This window comes from Hasllibacter sp. MH4015 (assembly GCF_020177575.1).
Taxonomy (GTDB): domain Bacteria; phylum Pseudomonadota; class Alphaproteobacteria; order Rhodobacterales; family Rhodobacteraceae; genus Gymnodinialimonas.
Map to the genome: position 1 here is coordinate 1377818 of NZ_JAHTBK010000001.1, position 14894 is coordinate 1392711.

General features: G+C 65.5%; 14 protein-coding genes. 6 read left to right on the forward strand and 8 right to left on the reverse strand.

What is annotated here, in order from left to right:
* The 4 genes from purL to KUW62_RS07255 form a co-directional block, all read right to left on the reverse strand.
* Positions 1–2160, reverse strand: a complete 2160-nt coding sequence (gene purL, locus KUW62_RS07240; RefSeq protein ID WP_224814826.1) for a phosphoribosylformylglycinamidine synthase subunit PurL — start codon at positions 2158–2160, stop codon at positions 1–3.
* A gap of 58 nt (positions 2161–2218) precedes the next feature.
* On the reverse strand, positions 2219–2632 hold the full coding sequence (locus KUW62_RS07245) for a GNAT family N-acetyltransferase (RefSeq protein ID WP_224814827.1): 414 nt from the start codon (positions 2630–2632) through the stop codon (positions 2219–2221).
* 257 nt (positions 2633–2889) lie between these two features.
* Complete coding sequence (locus tag KUW62_RS07250) at positions 2890–3804, reverse strand: LysR family transcriptional regulator (protein WP_224814828.1); 915 nt, start codon at positions 3802–3804, stop codon at positions 2890–2892.
* A gap of 100 nt (positions 3805–3904) precedes the next feature.
* Positions 3905–4756, reverse strand: a complete 852-nt coding sequence (locus tag KUW62_RS07255; protein WP_224814829.1) for an EamA family transporter — start codon at positions 4754–4756, stop codon at positions 3905–3907.
* A 291-nt stretch (positions 4757–5047) separates the two neighbouring features.
* Between KUW62_RS07255 and KUW62_RS07260 the strand changes: the two genes are divergently transcribed.
* The 3 genes from KUW62_RS07260 (at position 5048) to KUW62_RS07270 (ending at position 10209) form a co-directional block, all read left to right on the forward strand.
* On the forward strand, positions 5048–8452 hold the full coding sequence (locus KUW62_RS07260) for an indolepyruvate ferredoxin oxidoreductase family protein (RefSeq protein ID WP_224814830.1): 3405 nt from the start codon (positions 5048–5050) through the stop codon (positions 8450–8452).
* 156 nt (positions 8453–8608) lie between these two features.
* Positions 8609–9433, forward strand: a complete 825-nt coding sequence (locus KUW62_RS07265) for a sulfite exporter TauE/SafE family protein (RefSeq protein ID WP_224814831.1) — start codon at positions 8609–8611, stop codon at positions 9431–9433.
* A complete protein-coding gene (locus tag KUW62_RS07270) occupies positions 9430–10209 on the forward strand; it encodes a hypothetical protein (RefSeq protein ID WP_224814832.1) in 780 nt (259 codons plus the stop codon). Before KUW62_RS07265 ends, KUW62_RS07270 begins: the two co-directional genes overlap by 4 nt.
* A 3-nt stretch (positions 10210–10212) precedes the next feature.
* On the opposite strand, the gene KUW62_RS07275 is transcribed toward KUW62_RS07270, so the two are convergent.
* Genes KUW62_RS07275 through ccmI form a run of 4 tightly spaced genes read right to left on the reverse strand, consistent with a single transcriptional unit; the run spans position 10213 to position 12433 of the window.
* Entirely contained in the window at positions 10213–10428 is a 216-nt protein-coding gene (locus KUW62_RS07275; RefSeq protein ID WP_224814833.1) for a DUF2945 domain-containing protein, read from the reverse strand.
* Between the two features lie 60 nt (positions 10429–10488).
* On the reverse strand, positions 10489–10725 hold the full coding sequence (locus tag KUW62_RS07280) for a DUF1289 domain-containing protein (RefSeq protein WP_224814834.1): 237 nt from the start codon (positions 10723–10725) through the stop codon (positions 10489–10491).
* On the reverse strand, positions 10722–11162 hold the full coding sequence (ruvX, locus tag KUW62_RS07285) for a Holliday junction resolvase RuvX (protein ID WP_255599334.1): 441 nt from the start codon (positions 11160–11162) through the stop codon (positions 10722–10724). Before ruvX ends, KUW62_RS07280 begins: the two co-directional genes overlap by 4 nt.
* A gap of 41 nt (positions 11163–11203) precedes the next feature.
* Entirely contained in the window at positions 11204–12433 is a 1230-nt protein-coding gene (gene ccmI / locus KUW62_RS07290) for a c-type cytochrome biogenesis protein CcmI (RefSeq protein WP_224814836.1), read from the reverse strand.
* A 223-nt stretch (positions 12434–12656) separates the two neighbouring features.
* Between ccmI and KUW62_RS07295 the strand changes: the two genes are divergently transcribed.
* From KUW62_RS07295 to KUW62_RS07305, 3 genes are all read left to right on the forward strand, one after another.
* On the forward strand, positions 12657–13901 hold the full coding sequence (locus KUW62_RS07295; protein WP_224814837.1) for a sarcosine oxidase subunit beta family protein: 1245 nt from the start codon (positions 12657–12659) through the stop codon (positions 13899–13901).
* A 94-nt stretch (positions 13902–13995) separates the two neighbouring features.
* On the forward strand, positions 13996–14277 hold the full coding sequence (locus KUW62_RS07300) for a hypothetical protein (protein ID WP_224814838.1): 282 nt from the start codon (positions 13996–13998) through the stop codon (positions 14275–14277).
* Between the two features lie 264 nt (positions 14278–14541).
* Positions 14542–14778: a hypothetical protein gene (locus tag KUW62_RS07305; protein WP_224814839.1), complete on the forward strand. Its 237-nt coding sequence runs from the start codon at positions 14542–14544 to the stop codon at positions 14776–14778.
* Positions 14779–14894: the final 116 nt, after the last annotated feature.

The window sequence follows — 14894 nt, forward strand, 5'->3', positions numbered from 1 at the left end:
CTAGGCGAAGGTCTCGGCGAAGGCGCCGGCCCATAGTGCCACCAGATCGTCGAGTGGGGCGGAGGCGCGCCCGATGCGCATCTGGTCGCCGCCCACCTTGCCGACCGACACGATGGGAACCCCGGCCTGTCCGGCGGCGACCATGAGCGCTTCTGCCTTGTCGAAACTCGTCGATATCAGGTAGCGGGCCTGATCCTCTCCGAACAGAGTTTCGGTATCGGCGACGTCCAGCGTGATCCCGATACCCGCCTTCTGCGCCATCTCGAAGGCCGCCAAGGCAAGGCCGCCGTCGGAAAGGTCGGTGCAGGCCCCGATCCAGTCACGGTTGTCGCGGATGAAGTCGCCGTTGCGACGCTCCGATTCCAGATCGACATGGGGGGCGTCGCCGTCTTCGCGGCTGAAGACTTCTGCCAGCAGCGCGGATTGGCCCAGATGGCCGCTGGTCTCCCCCACCAGCAAGAGCATATGCCCTTCCCGCGCCACGCCCGCGATCAGCTCGTCAAGGGACGCCAGAAGCCCCACGGCCCCGATGGTCGGCGTGGGCAGGATCGCGGTGCCGTCGGTTTCATTGTAAAGCGAGACGTTGCCCGAAACGATGGGCATGTCGAGCGCCGTGCAGGCCGCGCCGATGCCTTGGATCGCGCCCACGAACTGGCCCATGATCTCGGGCTTTTCGGGATTGCCGAAATTCATGTTGTCGGTGGTGGCGAGGGGCTTGGCCCCCACCGCGGTCAGGTTGCGATAGGCCTCGGCCACCGCCTGTTTGCCCCCTTCGACGGGGTTCGCCCTGACGTAGCGCGGTGTCACGTCAGAGGTGAAGGCCAGCGCCTTGTCGGTGCCGTGGACCCGCACCACGCCCGCGCCGAGGCCAGGGGCGAGAACCGTGTCGGCCATCACCATGTGGTCGTACTGGGTATAGACCCAGGCGCGGGAGCAGTAATTGGGCGCGCTGACCAGCGCGCGCAGGGCGTCGATCGGGTCGACGTCCGGCACCGGGTCCAGGGCCGCGGCGGGCTCCGTCGGGACCCAGGGCCGGTCATATTCCGGCGCGGTGGAGGCGAGTTTGGAGAGCGGCAGGTCCGCCTTTGTTTCCCCGTTGTGGACAATCACGAAGCGATCCTCGGGGATCGTCTCACCCACGATGGCAAAATCCAGGTCCCATTTGTCGAAGATGGCGCGGGCCGTGTCCTCCAGCTCGGGCTTGAGGACCATGAGCATACGTTCCTGGGATTCCGAAAGCATCATTTCGTAGGCGGTCATCGCGTCCTCGCGCACCGGGACGGCATCGAGGTCGAGCCGGATGCCGAGGCCGCCCTTGTCGCCCATCTCCACCGCCGAGCAGGTGAGGCCCGCGGCCCCCATATCCTGGATGGAGATCACTGCGCCCGACGCCATCAGCTCCAGCGTCGCCTCCAAAAGGCGCTTTTCCGTGAAGGGATCGCCTACTTGGACAGTGGGGCGCTTTTCCTCGATCGTGTCGTCGAATTCCGCGCTGGCCATGGTCGCGCCGCCCACGCCGTCACGGCCCGTCTTTGCGCCAAGATAGACCACCGGCATGCCGACGCCGGACGCGGCGGAGTAGAAGATCTTGTCGGTATCGGCCAAGCCGGCGGCGAAGGCGTTGACGAGGCAATTGCCGTTATAGGCGGCGTGGAAGCGGACCTCTCCGCCGATTGTCGGCACGCCGAAGCAATTCCCGTAGCCACCGACGCCTTCGACGACGCCGTGAACCAATTGCCGGGTCTTGGGGTGGGCGACCTCTCCGAACGACAGCGCGTTCATCGCCGCGATGGGCCGTGCGCCCATGGTGAAGACATCGCGCAGGATGCCGCCAACGCCGGTGGCCGCGCCCTGGTAGGGCTCGATATAGGAGGGGTGGTTGTGGCTCTCCATCTTGAAGACCACGCATTGCCCGTCCCCGATATCGACGATGCCCGCATTCTCACCGGGGCCGCAGATCACCTGGGGGCCTTCGGTGGGCAGAGTGCGCAGCCATTTCTTGGAGCTTTTGTAGGAGCAGTGCTCGTTCCACATCGCCGAGAAGATGCCCATCTCCGTGTAGTTCGGTGCGCGTCCGAGGATCGTGTTGACCTCCGCCCATTCGTCATCGGTGAAGCCGTGGGCGGCAATGATCTCGGGCGTGATGATCGGATCGGTCATGTGGTTCTGTCCCCCAGTTGGGGCGGTCTATAAGCCGGTCCCGGGACGGTTGGAACCCTCAGACGGCGCGACGAAAGATCATCGCGGTGGGGCGGTCGTAGCCTTCGTGGGTGAAGGGGCCGTGCAGATGGAAGCCGAGCGCGCGGTAGGTGGCGTGGTTTTCGGCGAGTTCGACGCGGGCGTAGAGTTGCAGGGTAAGGAGGCCCAGGGCGCGCGCACGCCTGGCGGCTGCGTCCATGAGGGCGCGGGCCAGGCCCTGCCGACGATGGGTGTCGGCCACCGCGACCTTGCCGATCTCGTAGACATCGTCAATGGGTGTGCCGAAGCCGCAGGCGATGGGCACGCCGTCCGCCCGGGCAAGGAACAGATCCTCCTGTTGCGCTTTCCGGGCGATGTCGGCGCGGGTCATCGTGGTCAGGAACGACGGCGGATCAATCCGCCCCTCCATGGGGGCATAGGCCGCGCGCAGCAAGGCCTCCGGGTCGGTCGGGTTTGTTTCGATTTCGGAAACGATTTTCCTGCCCTCCGTTTGCGCAAAAAAAAGGCCGAGACGAATCTCGGCCGAAGTCCAACAGGGAGGTATTGAAGCGACCCGATTTGGCCTCTTCAATGATTGATCAATTAAGTTGCACAAAGCGTTGGATCAAGGCAAATCGCGCCTTCAGACCGCAATGCTGGTATGTCTGTGGCGCATAGCACACAGACTTAGTAGGGCGTTTCGGCGGCGATTCAGGTGTCGGGGCTGGCCTCCACCTCCCGTTGGCGGCGGCGATAGGCGATCACTTCTTCGGTGACGAAATCGCGAAAGACCTCGATCCGGCGGGATTGGCGCAATTCCTCCGGGTAGGCGAGGAAGACAGGCACTTCGGCGGATTCGACCTCCGGCAAGACGCGGACGAGGTCGGGGAAATCCTGAGTCAGGTAATCGGGCAGCACGCCGATGCCGAGGTCGTGGATCACCGCCTGAAGGACGCCGAAATAATTGTTCACCGACAGGGTGGAGCCGACATCGTAGCTCATCAATTCGCGCACCAGGATCGCGCCCGCGCTGACCTGCGCGGCGGAGGCATTTTGGGAAATCAGCCGATGGCGGCCCAGATCCTCCACGCTTTCGGGCGTGCCGTTCTTCTCCAGGTACGAGGGCGTTGCGTAGAGGCGCATGTTGATGGTCATCAGGCGACGGCGGATCAGGTCCGCCTGCGACGGCTCCTTCATCCGGATGGCGACATCGGCCTCTCGCATGGGCAGGTCGAGCAGCCGTTCCTCCAGCATCAGGTCGATCTTGAGATCGGGGTACTTGTCGTAGAGCGCAGGCAGGCGCGGGGCCAGCCAGAGGGAGCCGAATCCGATCGTGGTGGTCACGCGCAGCTCACCAAACACCTCCTCCTCGCTGTCGCGGATGCGGGCGGCGGCGGCGTCGAGCCGTTTGGACATGGCGCGGGTGGCATCGAACAGCAATTCACCCTGCTCGGTGAGGATCAGGCCGCGCGCATGGCGGTGGAAGAGCGTCGTGTCGAGGCCTTCCTCCAGCGCCCGGATCTGGCGGGAGACGGCCGATTGCGACAGGTGCAGGGTGTCACCGGCATGGGTCAACGACCCGGCCGAGGCCACCGCATGAAAGATGCGCAACTTGTCCCAATCCATGATGTCACCCGTTCGGCCCCGTGCGTGGCGCAACCTAGGTATGGCAGCCGCCCCTTGCAAAGGGTTTCTCGGCCGGAGGCGGGGCGGCGCCCGCAACCGCTCAGCTGGTCGCAAGGATGGATACGCCCGCCAGGATCACCACGGCCCATCCCATCCGGCGCGCCAATTGTCCCTCGCCGAGGAGGACGGAGCCCAGAAGCACCGCGATCAGGACGGAGACTTCGCGCAAGGGCGCCACGTAGATCACCGGGGTGAAGGTCAGGGCATAGAGCACCAGGATATAAGCCCCGGAATTCAGGACGGCGATGGCCATCACCTCCCACCGGTGATCGTGCCAGAGCGTCTGGACCTTGTCCCACCGCCGTCGCGCGTAGGGGTAGAGAAGGACTGAGCGCCCGATGGCAGAGGCGTAATCCATCAAGACGGGCGGGATCAGTAGGACGGACACACCCCACGCGTCCCAGACCGTGTAGGCCCCGATCAGCGTGCCGACGGCCAATCCGTAAAGGAGCGATTTCACCGGACGCGCCGATCCCTCCGGCCCGCCGGTCAGCATCATGACGCCGAAGACGATGATTGCGCCGCCGAGCGCGGCTTGCGCCGGCAGCGCCTGACCCAGCAGCAGAAGCGCCAGGAGCGAGGACAGGACGGGCCCCGTCGCCCGCGCGGTGGGATAGATGACCGACAGATCGCCCACGCGGTAGCCCGCTTGCAGCAGCAAGAAGTAGCCCAGATGCAGGATCGCGGTGCCGAGGAGGGCGAGGACGGCAGGGCCGCTCCACCCCTCGAAGGTTACCGCGAGGCAAAGGGCGAAGGGGCCGTAGACCGGAAGCGACAGCGCGGCGAAGAGCCAAAGCAGCTCCGGCCCGCCATTGAGGCGCTTGACGAGGAAATTCCAGGTGGCATGGGCGAATGCCGCCGCGAGGACGAGGGAAAAGCCGAGAATTGTCATGGAGCGGGCCCTTTCGGGATTGGGGGTCATCAGGCACGGCAAAGCCGCGCCCATGCCATCCCCCCTGGTCTTGTCATCCCTTAAGGTGTCCGCCGATGCATCGGCTACCGTGGCGCTCGGTCCAGGCCCGGATTGACCGGCGGAACCCTAGCCACACATGGATGGGCAGAGCGATCCTAGGCCCGTCCGGCGGCCGATGGCAATGATGTGAGATTGTTTTTCTAGACAGGTCAGGAAGTTTGACCTATTGTTGCGGTGATTTTCGACACCAAGCAGCACGGGAGGTCCCTGATGGGAGTGCAGCAGGTCTCGCTCAGCGACAAATTCGACCTTGAGAAATCCCCGGTTCTTCTGAACGGCACCCAGGCGCTGGTGCGCCTGATGCTGATGCAAAAGGAACGCGACCGGCAGGCGGGCCTGAACACGGGCGGCTTCGTGTCGGGCTATCGCGGATCGCCCCTTGGCGCGGTGGATTTGCAGATGGCACGCGCGAAAAAGACGCTGGAGGCCAATGACATCCTGTTCCGCCCGGGCCTGAACGAGGACCTGGCCGCGACCGCCCATTGGGGCACGCAACAGGCGGAGTTGCGCGGCGAGGGGACCCGCGATGGCGTCTTCGGCTTGTGGTACGGAAAAGGGCCGGGCGTGGACCGGTCGGGCGACGTGATGCGCCACGCCAATATGGCCGGCACGTCGAAACATGGCGGTGTCCTGATGGCCATGGGCGACGACCATACCGGCGAATCCTCCACCGTCTGCCACCAAAGCGATTGGGCGCTTGTCGATGTGCATATGCCCGTGCTCAGCCCCGCGGGTGTGCAGGAAATCCTCGATTACGGGATCTACGGCTACGCGCTCAGTCGCTTTGCGGGCGTCTGGGTCGGCCTGAAATGCGTCAAGGAAAACGTGGAGGCGACAGGGGTGGTCGATGGCCGCCCGGATCGGCTCAGCTTCGTGGAGCCGGATTTCAACATGCCGCCGGGCGGGCTGAACATCCGCCTGGGCGATCACTGGATCGGGCAGGAAGAGCGGCTGCTGGAACACAAGAGATGGGCGGCGGAGGCGTTTTCCCACGCCAACAAGATGGACAAGCGGATGCTCGGCAAGCCGGGCGCGAAGATCGGCTTCGTGGCGGCGGGCAAGAACTGGCTGGACCTCGTGTCGTCCCTGTCCTCCCTGGGCATCGACGGGGCGGAGGCCGAACGGCTGGGGATCACCACTTACAAGGTCGGGCAGACCTGGCCGCTTGACATGAAGGGATTCCACGATTGGGCCGAAGGCCTCGAATTGATCGTGGTGGTCGAGGAAAAGCGCAAGCTGATCGAGGTGCAGGTCAAAGAGGCGATCTTCGACGACCGGCAGGGGCGGCGCGTCTATGGCTACAAGGACGGCAAGGGGGAGGTTCTGTTCCCCCAGCACTACGCGCTGGACCCCGCCGACATCGCCATCAAGATCGGCGATATCCTGATCGAGGAAGGGTGCGGAACCGACCGGATGCGGGCGGGCATGGCACGGGTGGAGGAGTCCAAGCGCGCCACCAACGCGCCCGATCTGGCCGTTCGCACGCCGTGGTTCTGTTCGGGATGTCCGCATAATTCGTCGACCAAGGTGCCGAAGGGCTCGCGCGCGGGCGCGGGCATCGGCTGCCACTTCATGGCGAAATGGATGGATCGGGAGACGGAGGCGTTCACCCATATGGGCGCGGAAGGCGCAAACTGGATCGGCGAGAGCCTGTTTTCGACCCGCGATCACATGTTCCAGAACTTGGGCGAAGGGACCTACAACCATTCCGGCATCCTGGCGATCCGGGCGGCTTTGGCCGCTGGCACCAACATCACCTACAAGATCCTGTTCAACGATGCCGTGGCCATGACCGGCGGTCAGCATAACGAGGGTGATCTGGACCCGGCGCGCATCGCCTACGAGATCAAGGCGATGGGTGTGGAGCATATCGCGCTGGTCTACGACCCCAAGGAAGAGATTGATTTCAGCGCCTTCCCGAGCGGATTGCAGCGCCACGAGCGCGACGACCTGATGAAGGTCCAGATGGAATTCGCCAAGATCAAGGGCGTCAGCGCCATCATCTATGTCCAGACCTGCGCGGCGGAGAAGCGGCGGCGGCGCAAGCGCGGCACGTTCCCCGATATCGACAAGCGCGTCTTCATCAACACCGATGTCTGCGAGGGGTGCGGCGATTGCGGGGTGCAGTCGAATTGCGTCTCCATCGTGCCGGTGGACACGGAACTGGGCCGCAAGCGCGCCATCGACCAATCCACCTGCAACAAGGATTTTTCCTGCGTGAAAGGGTTCTGTCCGTCATTCGTGACCCTGGAGGGCGCGGTGATCCGGAAGGAGGCCACGGCCTCGGTCGATCTGGAGGGTCTGCCGGTGCCGGTGCTGCCGAAGATCGACGGCACGCACAACGTGTTGGTCACGGGTGTGGGCGGCACGGGCGTGGTGACGATTGGCGCCGTGATGGCGCAGGCCGCGCAGCTTGACGGCATGGGCGCGGGGATGATCGAGATGGCGGGGCTGGCCCAAAAGGGCGGCGCGGTGTGGATTCACCTGCGGCTTGCCGAAAAGCCCGGCGACATCGCCGCGATCCGCATCGGCGCGGGGGAGGCGGACACGGTGATCGGGGGTGATCTGGTCGTCACGGGCGGGGCGAAGACCCTTGGCCTGATGACAACGGGCCGGACTGGTGCTGCGGTCAATTCCCACGAGATCATTACCGGGGACTTCACGCTCAACACCGAATTCACCATTCCGGGCAACGACTTGGAGGTCGCCCTTCAAGCGCGCCTGAGAGAGAATCTGGCGCTGTTCGATGCCACGGAATTGTCGCGGGTCCTGCTGGGGGATTCGATCTTTTCCAACATGATGACCTTCGGCGCGGCGTGGCAGATGGGGTTCGTTCCGCTGTCCCACGAGGCGATCCGGGGCGCGATCGAGATGAATGGGGCGGCGGTGGAGGCCAACAAGCAAGCCTTCGAGATGGGCCGGTGGGCGGTTGCGAACCCGGAGGAGGCCGCGCGGTTGACGACGTCGAACGTGGTGGAAAAGCCCAAGACGCTGGAGGAGAAGATTGCCTTCCGAGAGGCGCATCTGGTCGCCTACCAGGGCAAGCGGCTGGCCACGCGCTACCGCAAGCTGGTGGATGGGATCGAGGATCCGCGCCTGAAGGAAGCGGTCGCCAAAGGCTATCACAAGCTTCTGTCCTACAAGGATGAATACGAGGTCGCACGCCTGCACCTGGAGACGGAGGCCAAGGCGCGGGAGACCTTCGGCGGCGATTTCAAGATGACCTATCACCTGGCCCCGCCGCTCCTGCCGGGCAAGGACGGCAATGGCCGGCCGAAGAAGCGGGAATTCGGGCGCTGGATCAACGGCGCCTACAAGGTGCTGGCCCGGATGAAGGGCTTGCGCGGTACGCTTCTTGATCCGTTCGGATATTCGGCGGAGCGTCGGATGGAGCGGGACCTGATTCGCGAATACGAAAGCGACATGACCCTGTGGCTGCCGGATCTGACGCCGGAGCGGATGGACGCCATGGTGGCGCTGGCTGAATTACCGTTGCAGATCAAGGGGTTCGGTCCGGTGAAGGAAAAAAATGCCGCCAAGGCGGCGAAGCAACGGGCGGATTTGCTGGCGGTGTTGGTGGCCGGTGGCACGTCGATGGACCGCGCGGCGGAGTAGGGTCGAAATTGTCCTTCGCATGGCGCTAGGGTTTCGTGCGCGGCGCGAGCGTATCCACGTGACCGCGGTTGGCATCGTCGCGCCGCCCGTGGCACGCGGCCTTCCCCATGTCGGCCCATTGCGCTAGGGCGGGATCGGTCTGGAACGGAGCCGTCGATGCCTGAACTTTCTGATCTGTTGCCGATGCTGCTTCTGATCCTCGTGATCGGGGCCATGGCCGGTGTGATCGCGGGGCTTCTGGGTGTCGGTGGCGGCATCGTGCTGGTCCCTGCCTTCTTCTTTGCATTCGAAGGTCTGGGCTACGGCACCGAAGGGTTGATGCAGATCTGCCTTGCCACATCACTTGCCACTATCGTGGTGACGTCCATCCGGTCCGTGCTGGGGCACAACAAGAAGGGGGCCGTGGATTGGGCCATATTGCGGGCCTGGGGTCCGGGGATCGCGATCGGCGCGGGCCTTGGCGTCGTGGCGGCCAGCGGGCTGCGCAACGAGGTGTTGATGGGCATTTTCGGCGTGCTTGGCCTTGCTGTCGGGCTTTACATGGCGTTCGGGCGCAGCGAATGGCGGTTGGGCGACGCGATGCCGGGAGCGATTGGAACTGCCGTGACGTCGCCGGTTCTCGGCTTCCTGTCGGTCCTGATGGGTATCGGCGGCGGGTCCTTCGGGGTGCCGTTGATGACGCTTTACAACCAGCCGATCCACCGCGCGGTGGCCACGGCGGCGGGCTTTGGCGTGATTATCGCGGTTCCGGCGGTCATCGGGTTTCTGCTGACGAGTGGCACGGGCGCGAACCGGCCGCCCTTTACCGTCGGTCAGGTCAATCTGGTGGCCTTCGCCATCGTCGTGGCAATGACGCTGATCACGACACCCATCGGGGTGCGGCTGGCCCATGCGATGGACCCCAAACCGCTCAAGCGCGTGTTCGCGCTGTTCATCGCAGTGATGGCGGCGAACATGTTGCGTCGGGCTTTCGGGTTGTGAACTGGCAAGCGGTCGGTTTTCAGGTTTTCCCGCCCGAAGCAGCGGTGGAGGATTGGGCGGCCTCGGTGCGCGACGCGGCCCTTGCCGCCGCTGCTGATCACGCCGCGCGCGAGGAATGGCTGCGCCACGGCGGAACGTGGTTCGTGGGCGTCGACGCGCTACCCAACGGGCCGGATGGCCGGGTGGGGGACGGCCCAGCGCTTGGCGGCGCCGCGTTTGACACGGCGATCGGGGCGACCGGTGTCTCCCGCCTGCATCGCGCCCAGATCTCCGTCACCTATCCCGGCTATCCCCGTCGTGACGCCGATGAAAGTGAGGCCGCGCATCGGTTTCGCAGGAGGCGCGATGGGGCGCATCTGGATGGGCTCTTGGCGGAAGGCCCGCAGAGGCGGCGCCATCTGCGCGAGGCCCATGCCTGGATCCTCGGCATCGCGCTGACGGCGGCGGAGGCGGGCGCGGCCCCCCTGGTGGTGTGGGAAGGGAGCCACCACGTAATCCGGCGCAGCTTCGAGGCGGCATTCGCACGAATTCCAGCGCACGACTGGGGCGACGTGGACGTGACGGAGACCTACAAGGCCGCACGGGCGCAGGTCTTCGCCCATTGCAAACGGGTCGAGGTGCCATTGGCCGTGGGCGAGACGGTGTTGTTGCACCGCATGGCGATCCACGGCGTGGCCCCCTGGGCCGAGGGCGCGCGCGCGGCACCGGAGGGACGGGTCATCGCCTATTTCCGCCCGTGTTTCGCGACGCCAGAGGCATGGCTCACGCTGCCCTGATCCTCAGGCCTTGCGGACCTCCGAGGCCAGCTTGAGGACGCCGTCGCCGTCATCTTGCTCGATATAGAGCGCCGGGTCGTCGTCTGAGCCGTCGCGCGTCACCTCACTGCCTTGCAGCTTGCGGGTAATTTTCTGGGTATAGGTTTTCTCGACCGTGCCCTTGGCGGTGCCGTTGCCCCAATCCCATTCCACTTTGTCACCTTGGCTGTAGCTGGCCATTTCGATCCTCCGAATGTCGTGATGTCGAAGCAGCAACCGATTGGGGGCCGTACGGTTCCCTCAGCTGTCGCGGGCCAGGCGCGCGGCGCGTCCACCCCGGCGCTTGTGCAATTGCGCGCGGCGGGCGGGCAGGGCGTCCATGATGGCGCGTCGCGCCTCCCGCGTCATGCGGCCCCATTGGGTGATTTCGTCGATGGAGCGCAGGCAGCCGGTGCAGATACGGGCCTCCGGATGGACGACGCAGATCTTCACGCAGGGGCTTTCGATCTCCTCCCGTGTCCAGATGTCATCCGTCATGTGCCGCTCCTGAGATGGCGCAACCGATCAAGTGCCCCTTGCAGGATATAGCCCGCGGCGACGGCGTCGATCACCTCTGCGCGACGCTTGCGGGTCGTATCCGCCGCCAACAGTGCCTTTTCTGCCGCAACGGTGCTCAGCCGTTCGTCCCAGAAGCCAAGGGGCAGGTCCGCGAAATCGGGACGCCGGGCGAGGTTCTGGGCGAACGCCCGCGTGGCCTGAGCACGGGGGCCTTCGGAGCCGTCCATGTTGCGGGGCAGCCCGAGGATCAGACCGCCGATGTCGTGATGACGGACCAGGTCGGCCAGCCGGTCGGCATCAAGGGTGAATTTGCGGCGCTTGACGGTTTCAAGGGCGGTGGCGGAGTTCAGGAGCCGGTCGGAGAGGGCCACGCCGATGGTCTTGGTGCCGAGATCGAGCCCGAGAAGCGCACGCATCGGCGGCAGCGTCGACGCAAATTCATCGAGGTCGGGGAAGATCACTGGGAGCCCGCCTGGGCCATGGCGGCGCGGAAGGCGGCGTCGATCATCTCCAACGCATCGGGGAAGTCGGCGAAGACCACCTGCGCGTCGTCATGGACGATCTGCGCAGCGTTGGAGCGGCCGAGAACACCGTAGGCGGTGATGAGCTGTGCCCAATCCTCGGGCGTGCCGCCATCGGTCGCCAGGCGATTGGCCAGCCCTTCGACCATGGATTCGATCATCGCCTGCTGTTGGTCGGCGGAGAGGCCGTCCATCGCCTCCATCTCGGCGGCTGAGGGGCCGCGCGGTCCGTCGAGGAGTGCGGGGTCGATCTCCACCCCGGCGGCGAAGGCGATATCGGCAATCTGGGCGCGGATCGGCGGAACCCACGGCGCGTCGGGGCGGCTGTCCTGCAGCAGGCTGAGCCAGATCGGCAATGCGCGGTCGGGGCGGCCCTGTTGGGCATACATCTCTCCGGCGTAGAAACGCCCGGTGCCGTCGCGCGGCTCCCGCTCCAGCCCCACCCGCAGCGCGGCCTCCGCCTCGGGGGAAACATAGCCGCCCGCGGCCAGGATCATCATCTCGGCGTGGTCGATATGGTGGCGGCCCGTCGCCTCCGACCCCAGAAGCGCGATCAGCCGTTCCTGGGCCAGGCGCGCGGCGCGGAAATTGCCCAACATCGCTTCGTTCGCGGCCAGCAGTTCAAGGCCGGTCGTGTCGTCGGGGCGACGCTCCATCACGGTGCGCAATTGTTCGACCATGGCCAGACGCTCGGGATCGACCGGCGGGGCAGGGCGGTCCGCCGCCTGCTCTTCGGCCAGGTCCTGGGACGGGCGGTTCTCCCGCATCTCCTCGATCGCGGCAACACGTTCCATCAGGGGGAGGTCGGGATAGCCGGGCGCGCCGATCTGCGTGTAGACCCAGATGGCCCCGGCCACGGTTAGCGCGACGGCGCCTGCGATCAGGGCGGTGCCGGCAGGCGAGGGGCCGGTGCGGGCAGTGCCCTCGGTCAGGGCGCGGTCGGCGTCGAGGATGCGGCGGCTGACTTCGGTGCGGGCGCGGGTCGCCTCCGCCTCCGACAAGGTGCCGCGTGCCACGTCCCGCTCCAGCTCGCGCAGCTGATCGCGGTACACTTTCAGGTCATAGGCAGCCGCCGGAGCCTCGTCCGAAGGGGGACGGCGCGCGGCCAGCACCACCAGTGCAGCCACGACAAGGCAGATGAACCCGGCGGCGATCCAGAACGCCATTTCTTTCCTGTCCTTCCCTTCTGTCCAGTCCCCACATAAGCCGCCCCCGGACGGAGTGAAAGCGGCTACGGCGTCACATCCGTCACATGCCCGTGGGTCGCCGGAGCCGCCGGGACGCGACAACATGACCCCGGGTCGCAAATAGCCATTCAAACGTCGCGCGGAGTATCCTCTTTTCCGCGCCACTGCCCAAAAGCAAAAGGACCAGATCGGAGCCCCGCCCATGCGCAAATATTCCGCCTTTGCCATCGCCCGTGAAGCGTTTCGCCATCACGAGGGGTGGGAGCGTGCGTGGCGGTCGCCTGCGCCCAAGCCCGCCTATGACGTGGTGATCGTCGGCGCGGGTGGGCATGGCCTTGCCACGGCCTATTATCTCGGCAAGAATTTCGGCATCACCAATGTCGCCGTGATCGAGAAAGGGTGGCTTGGGGGCGGCAATACCGGGCGCAACACCACGATCATCCGGTCGAACTACCTCCAGGATCCGTCTGCGGCGATCTACGAGAAGGCGCGCAGCCTCTACGAGACGCTGAGCCAGGACCTGAATTACAACATCATGTTCAGCCCCCGCGGCGTCATCATGCTGGCCCAGACCCATCACGAGGTGCGCGGCTATGTCCGCACGGCGCACGCCAATGCGTTGCAGGGCGTGGAGACACGGTTCATCGACCGCCACGAGGTCAAGAAGCTCGTGCCGATCATGAATATCGAAGGGCCGCGCTACCCGGTTCTGGGCGGGTTGTGGCAGCCGCGCGGCGGCACGGCACGCCACGATGCGGTTGCCTGGGGCTACGCACGGGCGTGTTCGGACATGGGCATGGACATCATCCAGCAATGTGAGGTGACGGGCGTGCGCGTCGAAGGCGGCGCGGTGCAGGGGGTGGAGACGTCCAAGGGCTTCATCGGCTGCAAGAAGCTTGGCGGCGTCGTGGCAGGCCATTCCGGCGTGCTGGCCGAGATGGCGGGCTTCCGTCTGCCGCTGGAATCGGTGGCGTTGCAGGCGCTTGTGTCCGAGCCGATCAAGCCGATCATGGATGTGGTCGTCATGGCGAACACGGTCCACGGTTACATGAGCCAGTCCGACAAGGGCGAGATGGTTATCGGCGGCGGCACCGACAGCTACAACAACTACACCCAGCGCGGATCCTTCCACCATATCGAGGAGACGGTGCGCGCGTTGATCGAGACCTTCCCGATGCTCAGCCGCCTGAAGATGCTGCGCCAATGGGGCGGAATCGTGGATGTGACGGGGGATCGGTCGCCGATCCTTTCGAAAACCCCGGTTGAGGGGATGTTCATGAATTGCGGCTGGGGGACGGGCGGGTTCAAGGCCATTCCGGGCTCCGGCTGGGGCATGGCGGAGCTGATCGCCAAGGGGCATTCGCCGCTGACGGCGGAATTCGGCATGGACCGATTCCGCGAGGGCCGCTTCATCGACGAAAGCGTCGCCGCCGGGGTGGCCCATTGATGCAGGCGAATATCTGCCGCGCCGGAAAATCGTGGAACCCGCGGGCGGGAGTTCCCGTTGTTGGTGTGCACTACACAGACAACGGAGAGATATCATGGCCGACAACACGACCCATATCGAACGCCGCGAAGTGGAACATTCCAGCGGGAACGGTGGCTTCGGATTCATTCTTGGCGCCGTCGTCGTGGCCCTTGCCGTCGTGGCCTATTTCGTTTTCGTGGGCATGCCCGATACGGCTGGCCCGGCCGCCACGGGCGGGGACAGCACCTCGTTGTCCGTTACGGTTGAAGGCGGTGGCGAAGCGGCCCCTGCCGGTGAAGCCGCAGGCGATGCCGGTGCAGCGGAAGGTGGCGCAGCCGCCGCTTCCGACCAGTAAGGCGTCCTACCCTACGGACGAAACGGCCCCGTTTGCGGGGCCGTTTTCGTGTGCGCTTCCCATGGAACGGGCCATGAAGCCGCGTGGCCCTAGGACGCGCGATTTTTCGCCAAGCGCCCCGCAGGTGCGGGACGCGGCAATGAATGGCCCATGGTTTAGGTCCGAACCGGCCCCTTTTGGCGCATTTGCGCCCGGCAGGCCCCCCGAGATTGATACGCAAGCGTCAGACGTGAGGCTGATCTCCATCCAAATGGAGGATGCCTCATGTCCGATTACAACCAACACCGTAACCAGGCCTTCGATTACGCGCCGCCGTCCCGGTCGACCGGGTCCGGCAAGGGTGCGCTGCTTCTCGTGGCCGGGATCTTTGCCCTGTTCTTCCTGTTCGTGCTGTTTGCGGGCGGCGGCGGACAGACGCCGATCCCCGAGGAGGGCGCGGCCCCTGCCGTGGCCCCCGCTGACGACGCGCCAACGGCGCCAGCTGTACCCATCGCGGAATAACCGCGCCTTCGTCCGGGCGGCCTTGTGCGCGCCCGGACGACTTTGCGTCCCGACATTGACACCACGTTCCTGCGCCCCGGTCCTGCGACCGGCGGCGTTTTTGGCGTGCGCACGAG

Bases quoted from the DNA above. Each gene is read 5' to 3' on its own strand.
- purL (WP_224814826.1), bottom strand. From the start codon at position 2,160: ATGACCGATCCGATCATCACGCCCGAGATCATTGCCGCCCACGGCTTC.
- KUW62_RS07250 (WP_224814828.1), bottom strand. From the start codon at position 3,804: ATGGATTGGGACAAGTTGCGCATCTTTCATGCGGTGGCCTCGGCCGGG.
- KUW62_RS07255 (WP_224814829.1), bottom strand. From the start codon at position 4,756: ATGACAATTCTCGGCTTTTCCCTCGTCCTCGCGGCGGCATTCGCCCAT.
- KUW62_RS07260 (WP_224814830.1), top strand. From the start codon at position 5,048: ATGGGAGTGCAGCAGGTCTCGCTCAGCGACAAATTCGACCTTGAGAAA.
- KUW62_RS07265 (WP_224814831.1), top strand. From the start codon at position 8,609: ATGCCTGAACTTTCTGATCTGTTGCCGATGCTGCTTCTGATCCTCGTG.
- KUW62_RS07275 (WP_224814833.1), bottom strand. From the start codon at position 10,428: ATGGCCAGCTACAGCCAAGGTGACAAAGTGGAATGGGATTGGGGCAAC.
- KUW62_RS07280 (WP_224814834.1), bottom strand. From the start codon at position 10,725: ATGACGGATGACATCTGGACACGGGAGGAGATCGAAAGCCCCTGCGTG.
- ruvX (WP_255599334.1), bottom strand. From the start codon at position 11,162: ATGCGTGCGCTTCTCGGGCTCGATCTCGGCACCAAGACCATCGGCGTG.
- ccmI (WP_224814836.1), bottom strand. From the start codon at position 12,433: ATGGCGTTCTGGATCGCCGCCGGGTTCATCTGCCTTGTCGTGGCTGCA.
- KUW62_RS07295 (WP_224814837.1), top strand. From the start codon at position 12,657: ATGCGCAAATATTCCGCCTTTGCCATCGCCCGTGAAGCGTTTCGCCAT.
- KUW62_RS07300 (WP_224814838.1), top strand. From the start codon at position 13,996: ATGGCCGACAACACGACCCATATCGAACGCCGCGAAGTGGAACATTCC.
- KUW62_RS07305 (WP_224814839.1), top strand. From the start codon at position 14,542: ATGTCCGATTACAACCAACACCGTAACCAGGCCTTCGATTACGCGCCG.